The sequence below is a fragment of the Blautia sp. AF14-40 genome (assembly GCF_003479665.1).
GTDB classification, from domain to species: domain Bacteria; phylum Bacillota; class Clostridia; order Lachnospirales; family Lachnospiraceae; genus Fusicatenibacter; species Fusicatenibacter saccharivorans.
In genome coordinates, this window is the sequence record NZ_QUHK01000001.1 from 409257 (window position 1) to 430041 (window position 20785).

The 20785-nt window shown below is 40.0% G+C and carries 19 protein-coding genes and 1 pseudogene; 16 read left to right on the forward strand and 4 right to left on the reverse strand.

The features are described 5' to 3' along the window. Positions 1 to 3: 3 nt before the first annotated feature. Positions 4 to 1185 carry a HipA protein gene (locus tag DWW13_RS01910; protein WP_118719058.1) on the forward strand — a complete coding sequence of 394 codons (1182 nt, stop codon included), beginning with the start codon at positions 4 to 6 and terminating at the stop codon, positions 1183 to 1185. Between the two features lie 66 nt (positions 1186 to 1251). Here DWW13_RS01910 and DWW13_RS01915 read toward each other — a convergent pair whose 3' ends face one another. The 4 genes from DWW13_RS01915 to DWW13_RS01930 all read right to left on the reverse strand — a co-directional run bounded on the left by DWW13_RS01915 (position 1252) and on the right by DWW13_RS01930 (position 4216). Further along, positions 1252 to 2871: an AAA family ATPase gene (locus tag DWW13_RS01915; RefSeq protein WP_055265153.1), complete on the reverse strand. Its 1620-nt coding sequence runs from the start codon at positions 2869 to 2871 to the stop codon at positions 1252 to 1254. Between the two features lie 19 nt (positions 2872 to 2890). After that, positions 2891 to 3463 (reverse strand): recombinase family protein, encoded by a 573-nt coding sequence (locus DWW13_RS01920; RefSeq protein WP_055265151.1) that lies wholly within the window; start codon positions 3461 to 3463, stop codon positions 2891 to 2893. 132 nt (positions 3464 to 3595) lie between these two features. Beyond that, positions 3596 to 3760, reverse strand: a complete 165-nt coding sequence (locus DWW13_RS01925; RefSeq protein WP_117812947.1) for a helix-turn-helix domain-containing protein — start codon at positions 3758 to 3760, stop codon at positions 3596 to 3598. A gap of 141 nt (positions 3761 to 3901) precedes the next feature. After that, positions 3902 to 4216, reverse strand: coding sequence for a hypothetical protein (locus DWW13_RS01930; RefSeq protein WP_117812948.1), 315 nt, complete (start codon positions 4214 to 4216; stop codon positions 3902 to 3904). A gap of 210 nt (positions 4217 to 4426) precedes the next feature. On the opposite strand from DWW13_RS01930, the gene tnpA reads away from it, so the two are divergent. From tnpA to DWW13_RS02005, 15 genes and pseudogenes are all read left to right on the forward strand, one after another. Further along, entirely contained in the window at positions 4427 to 4864 is a 438-nt protein-coding gene (gene tnpA, locus DWW13_RS01935) for an IS200/IS605 family transposase (protein ID WP_117812949.1), read from the forward strand. Next, positions 4845 to 5948 (forward strand): RNA-guided endonuclease TnpB family protein, encoded by a 1104-nt coding sequence (locus DWW13_RS01940; protein WP_055265145.1) that lies wholly within the window; start codon positions 4845 to 4847, stop codon positions 5946 to 5948. The genes tnpA and DWW13_RS01940 overlap by 20 nt, the downstream gene beginning before the upstream one ends. A gap of 627 nt (positions 5949 to 6575) precedes the next feature. Beyond that, on the forward strand, positions 6576 to 7853 hold the full coding sequence (gene ltrA, locus DWW13_RS01945) for a group II intron reverse transcriptase/maturase (protein WP_118719060.1): 1278 nt from the start codon (positions 6576 to 6578) through the stop codon (positions 7851 to 7853). Positions 7854 to 8208: 355 nt separating this feature from the next. Then, positions 8209 to 9729 (forward strand): putative basic amino acid antiporter YfcC, encoded by a 1521-nt coding sequence (gene yfcC, locus DWW13_RS01950; protein WP_118719062.1) that lies wholly within the window; start codon positions 8209 to 8211, stop codon positions 9727 to 9729. A gap of 15 nt (positions 9730 to 9744) precedes the next feature. Further along, on the forward strand, positions 9745 to 10893 hold the full coding sequence (iadA, locus tag DWW13_RS01955) for a beta-aspartyl-peptidase (protein WP_118719064.1): 1149 nt from the start codon (positions 9745 to 9747) through the stop codon (positions 10891 to 10893). A 133-nt stretch (positions 10894 to 11026) separates the two neighbouring features. Continuing rightward, positions 11027 to 11809 (forward strand): hypothetical protein, encoded by a 783-nt coding sequence (locus DWW13_RS01960; protein WP_118719066.1) that lies wholly within the window; start codon positions 11027 to 11029, stop codon positions 11807 to 11809. After that, positions 11794 to 12186, forward strand: coding sequence for an HIRAN domain-containing protein (locus tag DWW13_RS01965; protein WP_118660840.1), 393 nt, complete (start codon positions 11794 to 11796; stop codon positions 12184 to 12186). Before DWW13_RS01960 ends, DWW13_RS01965 begins: the two co-directional genes overlap by 16 nt. A 46-nt stretch (positions 12187 to 12232) precedes the next feature. Continuing rightward, positions 12233 to 13132, forward strand: a complete 900-nt coding sequence (locus DWW13_RS01970) for a DUF5655 domain-containing protein (RefSeq protein WP_118719068.1) — start codon at positions 12233 to 12235, stop codon at positions 13130 to 13132. 90 nt (positions 13133 to 13222) lie between these two features. Next, positions 13223 to 16213, forward strand: a complete 2991-nt coding sequence (locus DWW13_RS01975) for a DEAD/DEAH box helicase (protein WP_118719070.1) — start codon at positions 13223 to 13225, stop codon at positions 16211 to 16213. 1 nt (position 16214) lies between these two features. Continuing rightward, positions 16215 to 16616 (forward strand): (deoxy)nucleoside triphosphate pyrophosphohydrolase, encoded by a 402-nt coding sequence (locus tag DWW13_RS01980; protein ID WP_055221463.1) that lies wholly within the window; start codon positions 16215 to 16217, stop codon positions 16614 to 16616. A 72-nt stretch (positions 16617 to 16688) separates the two neighbouring features. Further along, on the forward strand, positions 16689 to 17321 hold the full coding sequence (locus DWW13_RS01985; protein WP_118719072.1) for a class I SAM-dependent methyltransferase: 633 nt from the start codon (positions 16689 to 16691) through the stop codon (positions 17319 to 17321). Continuing rightward, positions 17282 to 18463, forward strand: coding sequence for an HNH endonuclease domain-containing protein (locus tag DWW13_RS18945; RefSeq protein ID WP_243025944.1), 1182 nt, complete (start codon positions 17282 to 17284; stop codon positions 18461 to 18463). The genes DWW13_RS01985 and DWW13_RS18945 overlap by 40 nt, the downstream gene beginning before the upstream one ends. Before the next feature lie 121 nt (positions 18464 to 18584). After that, positions 18585 to 18758: pseudogene (locus tag DWW13_RS20105) on the forward strand (zinc-ribbon domain-containing protein); the annotation flags it as partial. 104 nt (positions 18759 to 18862) lie between these two features. Next, entirely contained in the window at positions 18863 to 19324 is a 462-nt protein-coding gene (locus DWW13_RS02000; protein ID WP_118719074.1) for a hypothetical protein, read from the forward strand. A gap of 195 nt (positions 19325 to 19519) precedes the next feature. After that, the gene (locus DWW13_RS02005; protein ID WP_118719076.1) at positions 19520 to 20605 is read left to right on the forward strand and encodes a transposase; all 1086 of its coding nucleotides are present in this window, start codon (positions 19520 to 19522) and stop codon (positions 20603 to 20605) included. Positions 20606 to 20785: the final 180 nt, after the last annotated feature.

A 20785-nucleotide genomic window follows, 5' to 3' on the forward strand; every position in this document is an offset into this window, starting at 1 on the left:
AAAATGTCAGTATCATATTTTAATACAAACGAATATGAATTAATGAATAAAGATAATATTGTTGCAACTGTAAGCTGTACAAGAGATGAATTTAATGACTTATATTTTGAAATTCATCATATATTTTCACAATTACCAATTGGTTTCAAAACATTTAAAGACTGGATCGAAAATCGTAGAGCACCTAGCAATCGCCAGCACATTGAAAAATTGCTTAAGCGTTGCAACTGTTATGATTTAGAAGGCTTTCTTCAAGTTACACATGCTGCAACTTTAAATGATACGTTTTGGGTTCGTCCAGCAAAGAGTCATCTTTCCTGGAATAATGTTTCGTTATTCCAAAATCCTTTCGATGACGTTGTTGCTCGGATAGCCTTTGAAGGTGGTTTATATGGTGAACATTTTTCAACAGCTTCCCCTGAATTTTCTACTGATGGAACTTTTGCAAAGTGTTGGACTCGTTTAGACAATCAAATTTTCCTCATGAAAAGAGGGTCTGAAGGTGGTGCGAATGCTGGGCTTGAGCCATACAGTGAGATGTATGCTTCACAACTAGCCGCTGTATTTTGTCCAGACTCCGTTCCATACGATGTTGTAAATTACCATGAAAAAAAAGCCTCTAAATGTCCGCTTTTTACAAATGAGCAATATGGTTTCGCTCCAATTTATAAATGCATCGGAGTAGAAGCCGGTATTGCCCAAACCCTGCAATACTTTTCTTCTATTGGTAGCGAAAACGCTTTTCGTAGAATGCTAGTTTTAGATGCCCTTATAGTCAACACTGACCGTCACAAAGGAAATTATGGAATATTATTTCAAACTGATACTCTTCAACCGATAAAAATGGCACCTGTATTCGATCACAATCAAAGTTTATTACCATACGCAATGGAAGATGATTTTCGTGATCTCGATTCCTATTTGAGCGAAAAAATTCCACGAATCGGTACAGACTTTTCAGAAACTGCAGCCATGGTAATGACTCCAGATATAAGATCAGATCTAAGAAATTTACAGGACTTTGAATTTTCTGATTCATCAAACGGTTTACCAAAATGGAGAGTAACTGAATTAAACAAATTAATAGTCCATCAATCAAGATCTATCCTTAAATCAAAAAAAATATATATGTCTCCCGATCAACCTAAAAAGAAAAATATTAAAAAATCAACTCCTCGTCTATGAAAAAAATCCGTGTCAATAATTGACACGGATTTTAAAGTTAATGTGATTATGATAGCTCTCTATTCATTATAGTTTACGTGGTTTCTTTCTTGATGTAGTCTTGAGATTTGGTTTGGAAGTATTGCAGTTTTCATTAAGTAATTGTTTTATCTCTGGCCGTGGAGTATTGGAAACTATCGAAAGTCGTTTTAAATACGTTGCTGCATTCAAATAAAGTACATCATTTTGTTTTGAAGAAGCTCCCGTATAAAGTACCAAACGGCTTTTCACCTTTCCAAAATTTTCATCTATATATTCCAAAAAATCAGTGTTTCTTAAATGCTTTGTTTGATCTATTACGATCTGATTAGAGTATTTTACTTCAAACAGATAGCTTTCTCCTTTTTGCTTATCAACCAGTATCATATCAGCTTCAACATGCTGGTTGTTGTTTCTCAAGGTGATGCTTAATTGTGATACGTAATAACGATCCAGATCAATCTTTTGGAATGTTTTATATGTTTCCGCAAGAATTATATTTTCAAGTAAAATTCCTTTTACGAAATGATCTGCTCTTAAAATAAATAAATTTCTGTCAGCTATACCACAAGTATCCTTCCACATAGAATCATCCGCCAAATTTTTGATCAAAGCAGTTGAATGGGCATATATCATACCTGGTTGCATAAAAATTTCTAAATCTTCAGAACGTTCCCCACTATTCAATGAAATATATGATGGAATTTCGAGAAATAGTTCGAGTTCCAACAAGTAATTCTTTAGTTCATCCAGATGTCGCTTACTTAAAGACGTTTGCATTTCATCCAAATCCTTAATTCCCAAAGCATTCTTGGTTGCCTGATTGGCTTCTTCCGTGTTAATTAGTGACACATAAGATGGTTCTTGAATATTATGGATCGTAGAATACAGCGGGGCACTTTTAAAACACTTGTTAACTGCTTTGACCGTAGTGTAATAGCTGAACTTATTAATCATTTTATTCAAAACAGATTTCAATTCATTCTGTTCGTACAACTCAGTTATTGCAGCTCCATACCTTCTTGCATCTTCGCTTTTCTCCAATGAATGTAAAATATTTCCAACAATAGCGGTATTTTGATATTCTTCGCTGGCCTGCAATGTTTTATATGGACTTTTTGTTAATGTTCCTCCGTATTCAATATATTCATCTACGGAATCATTTTCGATAAGTTTTGAAAACTCCGCAAAAGGAATATAGGATGTATGTATCATTTGAATCCTATCATATAAAATATCGGATTGCGCAAGCATAATTCCCAATGAGTCCGTTCCAGCGATAACGATTTTAGCTCCTTTTGCTGCAAAATAATCTGAAAAAGTATTTCCATATTTTTGAAAGTCTGTAACTTCCGTTATTTCATCTAGGAAAAAGTTGCGAACGCCTTTATCGTATAAATCTTCCATTGCCTGCCGCAATTCAAGCATATCACATTCCCGTAGGCAAAGAATATATACTGTTTTTTCTTTGTCTTTATCCGATAGTTCTGATATATACTGATACATCATTACTGTTTTTCCGGTTCTTCGTAGGCCATATAAAGCACAAATCTTTCCAGGATATTCATGCTGCATGAAACCTTTCAATTGATTATAACAATCCCTTTTCCGAACATATGAAGTGGCGATTTGGTTTCCCATAATAATATTAATATTTTTTTCATACATAAATTGCGCCTCCATTTCTTCATTGACTTATTTTATATTCTCGGAACAAGCGGTCAAGCGTACATCTACTTATTTTCAATTCTTTTGCAATCTGCGTTTTCGTTGCCTGTCGGGTCATATAACGATTATAGTATTCTTCGATTCCAGGAACAACGATTTTGTTTCTTCCTTTGTAGCGTCCTTCTTTTTTGGCAATGGCTATTCCTTCCCGCTGCCGTTCCAGAATCATTTCTCGCTCAAACTCTGCAATGGCTGCCATCATGGTGAGCTGCAAACGTCCTGTCGGTGTCGATGTATCAAAGTTTTCTTTGAGACTTACGAACTTTGCTCCAGTATTCTCAATTCTTTTCACGATACTTAAGAGATCATATGCAGTCCGGCCGAGTCTGGAAAATTCTTCCACATATACGACATCATCTTCACGAATGAACCCCAGCATTTCCTGAAGTTTAGGTCTTTTCATCGTTTTACCGGATGCCTTCTCAATAAACCACTTATCAATATTATATTTTCCCAGTGCCTCTCGTTGCCTGGCTTCATTTTGTTCAACCGTTGATACTCTTACATAAGCAATATTCTTACCTTTACTCATTTTTTCCTCTTTGTACAAATAACTTCTTAGATATGGTCTACATTTTGTTCAATAATTGAATCTCTGACTTTATTTTAACATTTTATTGTCCATTTGACAATGTATAAAAACGTACACCCTATTTAGATATTTTTATTGTGACATCACATCTTCCCTTACAGCTTTTTCAAGAAGCTGACGAACATATTCAGGACAGCTGCTCTTACCGGATTCCCAGTTTTCCAAAGTTCGCACAGGAATATTATACTGCCTGGAGAATTCAGCTCTTGATTCAGAAAGCATCTCTCTTATTTCCATTTTTTCTTCCTCATTTGATATTACATATACTTTGCCATTGTGCTCCGCCAAAAGAATCCGTCATACAACCACTCAAGATCGTTTTTAAAAGTTGGCACATCGTGATGGTCTAATTCGGCAACGAATTTTACGTATTCATAGCTATAACCGTTTTTTTTGTAATACGTCAGCAGCGAGTTTATAGCTGTACAAAAAGTCTGCTTTATCAGCAACAGGATCTTCATCATCCCAACTCCACTCATCTTTTTCTTTCTCTTCATCTGTCATGGTGTCGTTTGCCTTTTTGTAAAAGAGAGAGAAAGCATATTTTTCTTCAGCCGGCAGATCTTCCATTTGCATCAAATGAGCCTTTCCCCAGGCATCATCAAAAATTTTTTTAAACTTTGACTTGAGTGGCATAGGAGTTTTATGCTTATACTGATTTATCGTGTCATCAATAATGAGCGCTAAATCCATATCAATGGGAAGTTGTTCTGTAACCAGATATACGCTTTTTTCATCGCAAACAATATAGAAGGTATCATTTTCAGTTTTTAACTATGCTCAGCAAGAAGTCCCCGACTTCTAAAGTGGGGGATGAATTGCGTCCGTCATAAAATATTGAAATACAGGATAAGAAGCGTTATAATAAAATCAGTCGAAGAAAAAAAGAAAGGCTGAACATATATGGAATTAGACAATAATGCACATTCGGTATTTTTGCTGTATTACCATCTTGTCCTTGTTGTCAAATACCGCAGGCAGGTCTTTGATGAAACGGTTTCCGAACGTTCAAAGGAAATCTTTGTGTATATTGCACCGAAGTATAACATTATGTTGCAGGAATGGAATTATGATAAAGATCATGTCCAGATTTTATTTCGGGCGCACCCAAATTCAGAAATCAGCAAATTCATAAATGCATATAAAAGTGCAAGCAGCAGACTCCTGAAAAAAGAATTTCCGCAGATACGGCAGAAACTGTGGAAAGAATGTTTCTGGAGCCAGAGTTTCTGCCTGCTTACAACAGGCGGCGCACCAATAGAAGTCATCAGAAAATATATTGAGTCACAGGGAGAAAAAAGCCGCAAAAGGGGCAGGTCTTATGGCAAACAAAGCATATAAATTCAGGATATATCCGAACAGGGAACAAAAAACACTGTTTGCCAAAACGTTTGGCTGTGTACGGTTCATCTATAATAAAATGCTGGATGATAAAATCAAATATTACGAGAAAACGAAAAAGAAACGGAACAATACCCCGGCGCAGTACAAAAAAGAATTTCCGTGGCTGAAAGAGGTTGACAGTCTAGCCCTTGCAAATGCACAGATGAATCTGCAAAAGGCATATAATAACTTCTTCCGGGATCCGAAAGTTGGATTTCCGAAATTCAAATCCAGACATAAAACCCGCGCTTCTTATACAACGAATAACCAGAAGGGCACGGTAGCCCTTGAAAATGGGCACCTGAAGCTTCCAAAAGCAGGGTATGTGAAGGTCAAACAGCACAGAGCGATACCGGAAGATTACCGGATCAAATCGGTCACCATCAGTCAAAATCCGGGCGGGGACTATTATGCAAGCGTTCTGTTCGAGTACGAAAACCAAGTACAAAAACAGCCCATGCATCAATTTCTTGGTTTGGATTTTTCCATGCAGGAACTGTACAGGGACAGCGAAGGCAGAGAACCGGAATATCCGGGATATTACAGAAAAGCGGAACAGAAATTAAAGAGAGAACAACGAAAGCTCTCAAAAATGCAGAAAGGTTCCAAAAACCGTGGAAAGCAGCGGATCCGGGTTGCCAGAATGCATGAGAAAGTAGCGGCCCAGCGCAGAGATTTTTTACACAAACAATCGCGAAAGATTGCAGATGCGTATGATTGCGTCTGTATAGAAGATCTCGATATGAAAGCAATGTCACAGGCGCTGCACTTTGGCAAATCCGTTTTGGATAACGGCTGGGGGATATTTGTGAATTTCCTGAAGTACAAAATGGAAGAACAGGGAAAACAGCTGGTGAAAGTAGGCCGTTTCTTTGCAAGCAGCCAGCTGTGCAGTGTATGCGGGTATAAGAATACCGAAACGAAGGATCTGCGAATCCGTGCATGGATCTGTCCGAAATGCGGTACACACCATGACAGGGATGTCAATGCGGCAGTCAATATCCGGAATGAGGGTATGCGTCTTATGTACAGCCTGCAGTGACAGGAATATAGAAAAAACCGTGGGGCACACGGGGATAGCTCGCTTATGCTTGACACAGTGGTGTCATCGAACGAGAACCGACGGTTCGCTTTTTGCGAAAGGAAGCCCCCGCCTCTGTAGGCGGGGGAGGATGTCAGTTCGCCCGGCGCGAACGTTATTCTTAAAGGTGAAAGTCCTAAGTGCGCCTGTTAGCGGGAAGCACATAGCCAACAAGGCAAGGGTGTCCATTGTAAAATGGAATCTGAAGGAAGCCTGAGGCAAACCATTGGTCCGACGGACAGAAATCATGTATAAGGCTTACAGTTCGGATAAGACTGCTGAACAAGTTGAAGTCCAATAGCTAACAGAGGACTGGTAGTAGACATGGCGGATAGGTGATGGGAAAGATAGCGTATTTTAACCGGGGAGATCCTATGAGTGGTTTCATCAGCCATAGTAACAACGAATCATAGGAAGTCAGCAGATGTCATAGTAGCGAAGAAGTCCGGGAAACCGGATGGAGCAAAGGACAGAACAGTTAATCATCTGGAGTACGTCCTAATTGAGAGTTTTAGACGAAACACATGCCGAGAGGAGTACCACAAGTACTAAGTGGTCGGAACTCACGAAAAGGAAAGGAAACAGTGCATGGAGGAACAAGGAATATTTATAGAACGCATTCTGTCAAATGAAAACATGAATCGTGCCTACAAACAGGTGAAAAAGAATAAAGGTGCGGCAGGAATAGACGGAATGGAATGTGCCGATCTGCTTTCTCATTTGAAAGTAAATGGACGGCAACTCAGAGAGAGTATAAGAAATCAGTCATACAAACCAATGCCAGTAAAGAGAGTGGAAATCCCTAAAGCAGACGGAAGCAAACGAAAACTTGGTATTCCAACTGTCACAGATCGCATGGTACAACAAGCAGCTGCACAGGTATTAACACCTATATATGAAAGAAAATTTCATGAGAACAGCTATGGATTCAGACCCGGAAAAAGTGCACAGAAGGCAGTATTAAAAGCAGTTGAATACATGAATGAAGGATATAACTGGGTCGTGGATATTGACTTGGAAAAGTTTTTTGATACGGTAGAACACGACAAGTTAATATCTGTTTTGAACAAAGAGATTAAGGATGGAAAAATACTTTCGCTAATCCGAAAATTTCTAGTAAGTGGAGTTATGGTTGGAGAACAGATAGAAGAAACAGAAATCGGAACCCCACAAGGGGGAAATATTTCACCACTTCTCGCTAACATACTGCTCAATGAATTGGATTGGGAACTTGAAAGCCGAGGACTTAAATTTGCACGATATGCAGATGACTGTATTATTTTTGTCAAAAGCGAAAAAGCTGCGGCAAGGGTAATGGAATCGGTCACGAAGTATATTGAAAATGTTCTGCGGCTGAAAGTGAACAGGGGCAAGAGTAAAATGGGGAGACCCACAGAAATACAATATCTGGGATTTGCCTTCTATTATCAGTTTCAAGAAAAGAAATATAAGATAAAAGTCCCTAAAAAGTCATTGGATAAGGTAATGAAGAAAGTCAGAAAATTAACGAGCCGCAAGTGGGGTGTAAGTAACTCATATAAAGCCCAAAAGATAGCGGAAGTGGTAAGAGGCTGGATCAATTACTTTAAAATTGGCTCAATTCTTACAGCAACCCGAAGACTCGATACGGTTATTAGGTACAGGTTCAGAATGTGCATATGGAAACATTGGAAAAATCCTAAAACCAGATATAAAAATCTGGTAAAACTGGGTGTTAGTAAAAAGAATGCAAAAAGTGCGGCAGGGTTCCATGGATATGCTCGGGTTTGTCGTACAGAAACTATTTGCTATGCAATGTCAAATGCACGTCTGAAAAAGTTCGGGTTACTCTCAGCAGAGGAATATTTTTGTCAAACAAGATGTTAAGTTAACTGAACCGCCGGATGCGGAACCGCATGTCCGGTGGTGTGAGAGGTCGGCGGCGAAAGCCGCCTCCTACTCGATCAAGCTCGCTTTCTGTATTAGATTTGTATTACTGTTAGAACAACCTTCCAAGTATAGCATAAGAGACGGGAAGCAGGAAACCCAAAAAGAAATTGTTTGTCTTTCTATACAATCACGTTATGCATGACATTGCACACAGCAGGCAGAAAAATCCGAATGGAAAATTTTTCTGTTACTTTTTTGATTTTTTCAGTGACTTTCCTCTATGATCTATGGTACACTAATCCATGCGCGTTAAAAACGAGAATAGAATATCAAATGGAGGAAATCTCAAAATATGAGCAAAAAGAAAGGCGAAGGCCTGAAATCATTCAACAGGGGATTTAACGTGCCGGATACCTACATTATCATCTTTTTTGTGGTAGTTATCGCGGCCGTCATGACCTTCCTCGTCCCGAAAGGCTATTACGAGACGGAGGATGTCACGTACCTGATGAACGGGGTAGAAAAGACCCGTACCGTCATCAAAGACGGAAGCTTCCAGTATCTGACCGATGCTGCAGGAAAACCGGTCACAGAAGGTGTTGCACTGTTCAGCGGCGACGGCGGAACCGGATTTTTCAATTACATGTATAACGGAATTATCAGCAGCTCCGCTATCGAAATCATCGCATTTCTGATGGTAGTCGGCGGTGCTTTTGGCATCATGATCCGCACCGGAGCCGTTGAGGCGGGCCTGATCGGCCTGATCCGCAAGGCAAGAGGAGCCGAAAAACTGCTGATTCCGGTCCTTTTCGTCCTGTTTTCCCTCGGCGGAGCCGTGTTCGGAATGGGAGAAGAGGCCCTTCCGTTCACGATGATCCTTTGCCCGTTGTTCGTTGCTGTCGGATACGACACCGTCATTGCCGTGCTCGTTACGTACGTGGCAACACAGATCGGCTTCGGATCCTCCTGGATGAACCCGTTTTCCGTCGGAATCGCACAGGGAATCGCCGGCGTTGACGTCTTCTCCGGCGCAGGTTTCCGTATGGTAATGTGGGTCGTATTCACCGCTCTTGGCTGCGGCATGACCATGTTCTATGCAGCAAAAGTCAAAAAGACCCCGGAAATCTCTGTTGCCTACGAAAGCGACCAGTATTTCCGTGATCAGAACGAAAAAACAGGCATCGACGAGGGCCATTCCTTCGGCATCGGCCATATCTTAGTTCTGGTGACACTGGCTGTTACCGTTGTCTGGGTCATCTGGGGCGTTATGGCAAAAGGCTATTACATGGCTGAAATCGCAACCCAGTTCTTCATCATGGGAATCGTGGCTGGTGTGATCGGTGTCATTTTCCATCTGAACGACATGAAAGTGAACGACATTGCCGTTTCCTTTAAAGACGGCGCAAAAGACCTGATCGGCGCGGCACTCGTTGTGGCGATGGCACAGGGCATCATGCAGGTGCTCGGCGGTTCCGATCCGACCACCCCGACCGTTATCAACACCATTATGTACGGCATCTCACAGGCCCTGGCCGATCTTTCCGGTGCAGCCGCAGCCGTGCTGATGTACGTGTTCCAGTCGGTCTTCAACTTCTTCGTCGTGTCTGGCTCCGGCCAGGCGGCGATCACCATGCCGATCATGGCACCGCTCGCGGACCTTCTCGGCGTATCCCGCCAGACATCCGTCCTTGCGTTCCAGCTCGGTGATGCTTTCACAAACCTGATCGTCCCGACCTCCGGCTGTCTGATCGGCTCCCTGGCGATTGCAAAGATCGAGTGGTCGAACTGGATCAAATTCATGTGGAAATTCTTAGGTATACTGATGATTGGAGCAGTCATTACGATTCTGATTGCGGTTGCCATTGGATTTTAAGAGGAGTGAGAGAAAATGATATTATTTCAGAATATAGACGTCTATGCGCCGGAATACCTCGGAAGAAAAGACGTTCTTACGGTGTATGATAAAATTGTCAAGATCGCAGATGCCGGCACGATAACGGCAGACGGCCTGCTCTCTGGCGCGGAGACCGTAGACGGAACCGGACTTGTCCTGACACCTGGCTTTGTCGACTGCCATGTTCACGTGCTCGGCGGAGGTGGCGAGGGCGGCTTTGCCAACCGCACCCCGGAAGCGACGATGGAAGGCCTGAACAAGTTCGGTGTGACAACCGTTGTCGGCTGCCTCGGAACTGACGGCATTGGCCGTGACATGTGCGCGCTCGTGGCAAAAACAAAAGGCCTCCGGGAGCAGGGCATGTCCGCCTGGTGCTACACCGGCAGCTATCAGGTTCCGGTGCGTACACTGACGGATGGAATTACGAAAGATATCATGATGATAGAAGAAATCATCGGAACCGGCGAAATCGCCATCTCGGACCACCGATCCTCACAGCCGACCTTCGAAGAATTCGCCCGACTGGCAGCAGACACGCGCCTCGGCGGTGTTCTTTCCGGGAAAGCGGGAGTGATCAATGTCCACCTTGGCGACGGTGCAAGATGTATGGAGCTGATCGAACGCGTCATCAGCGAAACCGAAATCCCGGCCAGCCAGTTCCTCCCGACCCATGTCAACCGGAACGAGAAGCTGTTCCAGAAGGCAATTGAATACGCCGTAAAGGGCGGTGCGGTCGATTTCACCGGAAATGAAGAGATCGATTACTGGGAAACTGTCTGTGATGAAGTCCGCGTGTGCAAAGGAATCCGCCGCATGCTGGATGCAGGCGTGAACCCGAAACACATCACCATCTCATCCGACGGTCAGGGCAGTCTGCCGATCTTTAATGAGAAGGGAGAATTCCTGCGGATGGGTATGGGCCAGTCGAGCTGTTTGTTGAAAGAAGTAAAAGAATGCGTGGAGAAAGCGGGAATTCCGCTGGAAACCGCAATTTCGACGATTACGGCAAACCCGGCAGAGATCCTGTCACTGAAAGGAAAAGGCAAGGTCCGGGAAGGATATGATGCGGATCTTTGCGTACTGGATCAGGGACTAGAGATTCAGGAAGTGATTGCACGGGGGAAGAATGTGTATCGGAAATAGAAGAGAGATTAGAGAAGAGGTTACGGCTTGCGTGGAGCTGTAGCCTTTTCTTTTTGGAATGGTATTTTAGGTAACAGTACGCTATAATCATATTAAGCATATTTCAAAATAAGAAAGGTCCAAAGAGACGGTAATGGATGAAATCATAAAAAGTACAGATAACAGATATTCAGAATATGAAACGTTATTATTTTTAAGGGATAAGCTGCGAAAAGAAGCGTATGCCTGGAAGAACAGATATCTGGCTGAATTTGGCAATCTGATCACAGCGGTATTTGAACAGAAAATAGCCTGCATCAAAAAGAAAAAGACCATATCTTTCTGCCAGATGGCCGTCAATCGTGGAAAACCGGTGGATCAGGCGGAACTGCAGAACTATCTGTCACAGGAAATGAAAGAGTACAATCGAAAACTTTCTGAAATGATACAGGAAAATGAGATTGCACACAGTGGAGAAACCATCAGCGAAGAAACCGCGGCAAAAATAAAAAAATTGTACCGCAGACTTGCAAAACAGATCCATCCGGATATGAATCCGAAAACAAATGAGATACCGGAACTGAAAGAATTATGGCAGAGAATTGTAGTTTCTTACCGCGCGAATGATCTGGAGGAGCTGGAAGAGGCGGAAGTTTTGGTAAATAAATTTCTGGCAGACCATCATCTGGATGAGAATGAAATCAAAATACAGGATATCGACACAAAGATAGAAAAATTAAAGGAGCAGATTCAGAAGATCAAAGAGACGAATCCTTACCAATATCGATTCCTTCTGCAGGATCAGGAAGCGGTTCAAAACAAGAAGCGGGAGTTACAAAAAGAACTGGAAGAATATAGGGTATATGAGCAGGAGCTGGATCAGCTTCTGGAACAGATGATGAAAAATGGGGTGAGTTTTCTATGGCGGATGAATTAGAGATTAACAAAGGCGGGGTAGTATCCCTGATCGACAATCATGAACTGGGAGAAATTTTAAAACCACTGGTTAGAGAAATTTATTTGTTTAATTCCTATGTGGCGGGAACGACACATCTGGAAGATCAGAGCGTTTTGGGTGAAATAAAAGAGGAAGATGATCTGCTTCTTCAGCGCGAGGACAATAGATTTGATCAGAATGCGATTCTGGTTCTTACGAACGAGAGGCGAAAACTGGGGTATATTCCGAAAAAAGATAATGTAGTATTTGCAAGATTGATGGATGCAGGGAAACTGCTGAAGGCAAAAATAACGACAATTGAGCATAGAGGGGATTTTACGGAAATTGGGATTGGGATCTATTTGGTGGATTTTTGAAAAATGGAGAGTAATTAAAAAATAGACAGGAACAGGAGAATATGTGGTGTCGGAGATAAAACTTTTTGAAATCGGAACTGTTGTGAAAGAGCGCACCTCTTCCACGGTATTATTGGAAAAACAATTGCAGACAACGATAGAGCAGAATATGGAGACATTTTTTGGCGTTCGCTTTCTGAAAAGTGAATATGCGATCACTTCGGGAAGAATGGACAGTATTGGAATTGATGAAAATAACAGCCCGGTGATTTTCGAATACAAGAGAAGCACGAGTGAGAATGTAATTAATCAAGGACTATTTTATCTGGATTGGCTTTTGGATCACAAAGCGGATTTCAAACTGCTTGTGATTGAAAAACTGGGTATGGAAGTAGCAGACCAGATTGATTGGTCGGTGCCTTGTGTGATTTGTATTGCAAATGATTTTACGAAATACGACGTGCATGCAGTGAATCAGATGCAGAGGAATATCAAGTTGGTGAAATATCGGAAATATGGGGAAGATCTGTTGCTGTTTGAACATCTGAACACACCGGTGGCAAAGCCAGTAACGGAAACATCAACCATTTCAACAACAAGTAGTACATACACACAGAAAACACATTTAGAGAAGCTGTCATCAGCAAGCAGCCATTTCAAAACATTATATACGGCGCTTTGTGACTACATCGAATCGCTGGGAGACGATCTTGTTCCAAACCAATTGAAGCTGTATTTGGCCTATAAGAAAGTGCAGAACATTTTCTGCATTGAAATTTATAACAAACAGATCCTGCTCCGAATGAAACTCGACCCGGACACTGTTGAACTGGAAGAAGGATTCACAAGAGATACCCGCGGGATTGGACATTACGGAACGGGGGAGCTAGAAGTGTCAATCAAGACGGCAGAAGATTTTCAGAAGGCAAAGAAGCTGATTGATCGGGCGTATCAGGAGACGTTATAAAGCATGGTAAAAACTGGAAAATGATGAAAAAATTTGAATTGTAAAGTCAAATACGTTACAATTTAAAGTTAGAACAGAGAGGATGAAACGGTGAAAGAAGAAATAATACAAAACATAAATCAAGGGTTGGAAGCAGCCTATATCAATGGAAATCTTGCTTCAAATCTGGAATATAAACCGAGTTTTATATCAAACAATCCAGAAGAGGGTAAAAAAGTTATTTCTTCTATTGAAGAAGAGTTACTTCGCTGTGAACAATTCCAGATTAGTGTGGCATTTATCACAATGGGAGGAATTACGCCCCTCCTGCAGACGTTAAAAGAACTCGAGCGAAAGAGAATCCCGGGGCAAATTCTTACAACGAACTACTTAGATTTTAGTGAGCCAAGAGCGTTGGCAAAACTGAATGAATTGAAAAATATTACGCTAAAAATGTATGATGTGGAAGCTGCCGATAATGGATTTCATACCAAAGGATACATTTTCAAAAAAGAAGAGGTTTATAGAATTATCCTTGGCAGTTCCAATATGACAAGTGCAGCGCTTACCAGCAACATAGAGTGGAATACAAAGATTATATCGACCGTGCAGGGTGAAGTAGCAAGTGAGATTGTAAAAGAATTCAATTCGTTTTGGAATTCGGAGTATGCTTTGGATTTTGAAACCTTTTATGAAATTTACAAAGCACGCTACGAGATCATCAAACATCAACGAGAAGAGGCTAAAAAAGACAGGATTCCGTCTTTTGAAAAATATAAATTAAAGCCGAATTCCATGCAGGAAGAATTTATTGTTAATCTTCGAAAAATCATTGAAAAGGGTGAGAAAAGAGCATTATTGATTTCGGCTACGGGAACTGGAAAAACATATGCATCAGCATTTGCAATGCGTGAATTAGGTTTTAAGAGAGTATTATTTCTTGTCCACCGGGCGCAGTTAGCCAAACAAGCCAAGAAGTCTTTTGAACGAGTGTTTAATAATTCTGTCTCTATGGGCATCGTAGGCGATGGAAAACACGAATATGGCTGTGATTTTGTATTTGCTATGGTAGAGACGCTAAATAGAGATCAACATTTGTTCCAATATGAAAAAGATGCATTTGATTGTATCATTCTCGATGAAGCACACCATAGTCCAGCGAATACCTATCAGAAAGTAATGAACTATTTTGAACCACAGTTATTTTTAGGTATGACAGCTACGCCGGATAAACGGGATGATCATATAGAAGGGCGAAATGTCTATGAACTTTTCCATCATCAAATAGCACATGAAATTCGATTACAGAAAGCAATGGAAGAGCACTTGCTGTGTCCATTTCATTATTTTGGAATCAGTGATATTGCATTGATAGATGATAAAACATCTAAAGGAAAGAACCTTACAGAAAAAGATTTTAATCTTCTTACAAGTGAAGAACGCGTAGACCATATCATTGAGCAGGCGCAATATTATAGCTATAGCGGAGAACGTGTGAAGGGATTGATTTTCTGTAGTAGAAATAAAGAATGTGAAACATTATCGAGAATGTTCAATGAACGCGGTTATAGAACGCTTGCACTTAGTAATGAAACGCCGCAAAAGCTTCGAGAAACGGCATTTGAACGTTTAGCTATGAGGGAAGAGGATGCAACGGATGAATTACAGCCCTTGGATTATATTTTCTCTGTAGATATTTTAAATGAGGGCATTGATATTGTTGAAGTCAATCAAGTCATTATGCTTCGGCCTACACAATCGCCCATTGTATTTATCCAACAATTGGGACGGGGGCTGCGTAAGGCGGAAGGAAAAGAATATGTAGTGATTCTGGATTTTATCGGAAATTACAACAATAATTTTATGATTCCAGTCGCTTTATCCGGAGACAATACCTATAATGCGGATGTGATTCGGAAATATGTTATCAGTGGAAATAGTACCATTCCGGGAGCATCTACCATTCATTTTGATGAAATAGCAAAAGAAAAGATTTTTCATGCGATTGACTGTATCAAACCAAGCACCTTGAAAGAATTGATGAAAGAAGGATACGTTAATCTGAAAAACCGTCTCGGAAGACGTCCAATGCTTTTGGATTTTTATGAAAACGCGGAGATGGATCCTCTTGTAATTATTAAGGAATACAAAACTTATTATTCTTTTGCAGAACAAATGGAGAAAAATGAGCAGCTGTTTCGGTTGTCAGAACAGGAAAAGACAACACTGGAATATTTGTCAAAGACGATATTAAGCGGTGTCAGACCAGATGAATTGGAGATTTTGCGATTGTTTTTAGAAAAAAATCAAATTACATATTCTGAAGTTATTGATAGCTGCAAAGAGCGATATGGTTATGAGATAACAACGCAAAAGATTGATCTTGCATGTGATGTTCTGAAAGGAAAATTTGTCACAAACAGCACGGAAAGAGAGAAGTTTTATCAGATTGATATTCTGGAAGCAGATGGAGAGAATCGTTTAAAGAGAATTTTAAGTTATACAGAACGCCTGGCACATAAGGATTTTTATGATCAGGTCCAGGACATTGTGGCTGTTGGTTTAGCCAGATATCAAGATAAGTACGCAAAACCATATAGAAATGGAGTGCCATTTGTACTTTATGAAAAATACTCAAGAAGAGATGTTAGTTTGCTTATGAATGCAGGCAAAGATTTGTCGTCAACAATGTATGGAATGTCGCAATTAGGAGACGATGTTTTCATTTTTGTCACGTATCATAAAGAAGAAAACACAGATGAAGAAAAAGAATATGTTGATGGAAAGCCTGATTATGCGGATGAATTCGTAGACAACGTAATTTTTAGATGGGATTCCCAAATTGATAAAAAGTTAGATGGTGCATATATGGATAAGGTTTTAAATACACCAAGAAAACATCTTTTTGTTCAAAAGACGGATGCAGAAAACAATTTTTTCTATATGGGAGAATTTGATGTCTTGGAGGCTCATGAAGCGGAAAAGAAAAATAATAGAGGCGTATTAAAACCGATTTGTAAATTAAAATTTAAAATGCAAACAGCAGTAAGAGAAGATTTATTGAGATATTTGCAGAGTGGAAAAACAATGGAGGAAAAGTAAAATGAAAACAATCAGAGTTGTTGCAGCAGTAATAAAAGCAGTAAATAAAACAGGAGAATCCATCATTTTTGCAACCCAGAGAGGTTATGGAGAATTTAAAGGCGGCTGGGAATTTCCGGGAGGAAAAATTGAAAAAGGCGAGACACCACAGGAGGCTTTGAAAAGAGAAATTATGGAGGAATTGGATACAGAAATAGAAGTGGGAGAATATATTGATACAATTGAGTATGACTATCCGGCATTTCACCTTTCTATGGATTGTTTTTGGTGTGAAGTTTTAAATGGAGATCTCGTATTGAAAGAACACGAAGCGGCAAAGTGGTTGACGAAAGAAAAACTGAACGAAGTAGAATGGTTACCTGCAGATATTACATTGATAGAGGAAATTAGAAAAGGAATGTAGGAACAGAAAATTAGGACATATTTCACAAAAAGTGCTGTCGAGTAGAAAAATGAGTGAGGGTGGAAAGAAACTATGACCTTGGAGCAAACAAAAAAATTTACAGAGCAGGACGAAAATACACTGCAATATTATAATCAAAATGCGACTAAATTTATTGAAAATACAAAGAGTGTTGAGTTCCATTCCGTACAGGGTAAGTTTCTTTCCTGCCTTTCGGCCGGCTCTTATATTTTGGATTTTGGCTGTGGATCTGGACGCGATAGCAAATATTTTCTGGAAAAAGGTTATCGTGTCGATGCGGTAGATGGATCGGAAGAAATTTGTAAAATTACCAGAGAATATGTCAAAATTGAAGTGAAAAAAATGTTATTTTCGGAACTTTCGTTCGTAAATAAGTATGAGGGGATATGGGCGTGTTCTTCTATCTTACATCTTTCGAAAGACGAATTACAAGATGTTCTATATAAAATGATGCGTGCCCTAAAGAAAGAAGGATATATTTATACTTCCTTCAAGTATGGAGAATATGAGGGATATCGTGAAGAACGATATTATACCGATTTTACAGAAAATTCTTTTGCGGCATTTATAAAAGACTTTTCAGAAATAAAGATAGTAGAATACTGGATATCGAAAGATGTCCGTCCGGGTAGGAGTGAGGAAAAGTGGTTGAATTTGATACTTCAAAAATCGGATATAGTTTGAAACTGGATGGGAAATATTACAATACATTAGATATTGAAGGGTTTTCACACATGATGAAAGATCCGTCCTATTGTTACAAGTTTTATTGGTTGGAAGCGATTGTCCAGCTTATTGCGGAAGGCGTAAAAGAAACCACTTTTGATGCGGTGATCGATGAAATGATTTGCAATGCATGGTACTCGGTCCGCGAGTTTCACATCCATCTGAGCGGAATGCCAATCGATGGACAAGTAAAAGATGGATTGGAGAGAGCTGTAAGTAAATTATCAGAACTCAGCAATCTGCCTGCAAATGCATCCAAGGTAGAAATTAAAAATGCGATTAAAAAGTATGCACTGGAATTGAAAACATTAAAAGAGCAGCTCACCAATATGGTTCCGTACAGAGCTCTTGCAGGATTTTTTGATAGAGCGGAAGAACCAGCAGATTGGGGAAGCGTACGGCGAATGACGGAATATATTGAGAGAATTAATGAGCACGTTGTGATATTACCGTATACACTGGGAACAGGGAGTAAGCTCAAAAAAGAAATATATTTTCAGCCATCTTGGACAAAGATGATTCAGGATAACACGGTATCGATTCTCGGATGGATTCAATATGAAAAGGTCAAATGGTTGCAAAACAATAATCCAGAAGTTCCAGGTCTTGTATATAAACTGGCGCCGATGGATGAGAAAATGCGGAAATTGAATCATGTGCGGAAACTATGGGAGGGTATTCTGGAACTGACGGAAGTTAGAGACGTGTTTACCGGAGAAGTTGTCGCGCCAAAAGCATATGATGTAGATCACTTTATTCCATGGTCGTTTGTCATGAACGATGAACTTTGGAATTTGATGCCGATGGATTCTTCCTTGAATTCGGCGAAAAGTAATAAGCTTCCGAAATGGGATCCGTTTTTTGAAAGATTTACTGAGAATCAGTATTTGCTGTATGGGTTTATTCATGAAAAGCCGGGAATACATAAATTGTTTGAAGGATGCTATCGAGATAATTTACATTCTATCTGGGCTGGAAGAGAATTGTATTGCAAGGGAAATTCACGGGAGCAGTTTTATAATATTTTACAGAAGAATATGCAACCGGTGTATGACTCGGCGAGACGGCAGGGGTATGAGGTTTGGAATAAAGGAACGTGAATGGAAAATCCTTAAAAGAATGGTGTATGGAACATGACTGACAAGATATTTTGGTGCGATGGGATAAAGAAAATGTAGAAGATCCAGAAAGATGGCCATATGGTAGTGAAAAAAAGTAAGCTGGATTTGTGAGTTTGGCCATCGTTGGGAAGCATCACCTAATAAGATAATATCTAAGAAGACAAGCGGGTGTCCTTACTGCGCGAATCAGAAGGTGTGGAAAGGATTTAATGATCTAAGCACTTTTCGACCGGAAGTCGCTCAAGAACGGAATTTTGAAAAAATAAGAATTTGACACCAGACAAAGTGACCGTTTGCTCAAATAAAAAAGTATGGTGGAACTTTATAGGGTCTGACCACCTTACGCAATGAGGCCAGTAATAGTACGAGGAAGATTATATGGATAAATTTGTAACATTTTCTTTTGGATTTTATTATGTGATTGGAGTATGTGTTTTTTGGAGCAATTTATCTTATTCAGTTGCCACGTGTACAAAAGAAATTGTAAAGCAGAGACATTTAACCGATGAAGAGGGAAAAAAGATATGTGGAAGTTATTGTGCTAGAATATTATTTCAAACAATAATAATGTGTATTTTCCCAGGGCTATTTAAATTGTATCTTATGATTAATAGTTCTTACAACAGTAAATATATTATAACGTCAGGGTTATTTACTGTCATATGGCTTTTTATAACCGGAGCTATAATTAAAACAATATATCATATTGTTTGTAATAAAATAGAAATTTTTAAAGAATTTGAGTTCGACAAATATTATCAAAATAAAGAATTTTTATGGGTAACTTGCCCAATGTTATATGGAGTACTATTTAATTTTTATGATAATAACTATAAATGAGCAAATTCTAAATTTTGCACAAAATAAAGACACCCTCCGCTGAATGATGTATAATTGAAGTGCGAACATCAACCTACTCACGCAAACAAGGGGGTGCCTGTTGCAAATATTATACATCATTCCAATAAAATTTACAATTACCTAAAAGCTTTAAAACTCCATCATTTTTTGTCGGATATTTATCTCCAACATTTAATGACCATTATTATTTCTGTCTTTCTCCGTGGATACCGCGGTAAGACCGTTGATTTTTCTATTGTCAGCCAGCATCACAGAACAACAGTAGCTTATTTTCTGAATCATGGAAAATGGAACGATTCTGCATTGCAAAAAGCTCTGAAAAGCAGCATTGTCGAACTGATTTATCAGGAGGCCCGTTCTTCTGGCCAGCCTGTTTTCTGCATTGTAGATGATACGATTGCTTCTCATGTCAAGCCCTCGTCACAGGCCTTGCATCCCATCGAAGCTGCGTATTTTCATCAATCGCACCTGAAAGGCCGGCAGGATTATGGACACCAGGTTGTTTCCGTCATGCTTTCCTGCAATGGAATCACATTAAACTATGCGGTCATCCTATACGATAAGACAAAATCAAAAATTAAAATCGTACAGGATATCGCCACGGAACTGCCGGAAGCCCCGGTGGTTTCCTACTTTCTCTGTGACAGCTGGTATACGTTCGTGGACCTCATGAAAAGCTTCCTGAAAAAAGGATTTTATACGATTGGTGCATTAAAAACCAACCGTATCCTTTATCACATGGGCATCCGTCAGAAAGCCAGCGAACTTGCACTTCATATGCGGAAAAGCGATCCAAATGTCAGCCTTGTGACCGTTGACAAAAGGAAATTTTACGTTTACCGTTACGAAGGAAATCTCAATAAGATTTCAAATGCAGTTGTTCTTCTGAGTTACCCTGAGGAATGCTTTGGGAATCCAAAGGCGCTGAGGATATTTATTTCCACTGACGTGTCCCTGTCTACGCAGGAGATTCTTGATTCGTATGCCAAACGCTGGTCGATCGAATTGTTTTTCCGGCAGAGTAAACAGAAGCTGGGGCTGGACAAATATCAGATCCGATCCAGCCAGGGAATCCAGCGTTACTGGTTGATCATGTCATTAACCCATTATCTGTGCTGCATGTGTAAAGGTAAATACTGCACATTTGAAGAAGGTTATTTTTACCTTCAAGAACAGTTAAAGGAAGAACGGATTACGGCCATTTATCGGTTGATCCAGCATGGAGCTTCGCTGAAGGATGTTTTAATGATTGCAGGGTAATTTTGTGCAATTTTCGTTATTTGCTCATTTTATAGATAATAAAATATTTTTTATGATATTAGCAATTGTACTAGGAAAATATATTTGGATGGATTCTTTTGAGCGTTTATCATGGGGAACATATAAAAGAAAGATAAAAAAGTTTTTGAAGAATACAAAAGATGATATTTTTTTGATAGC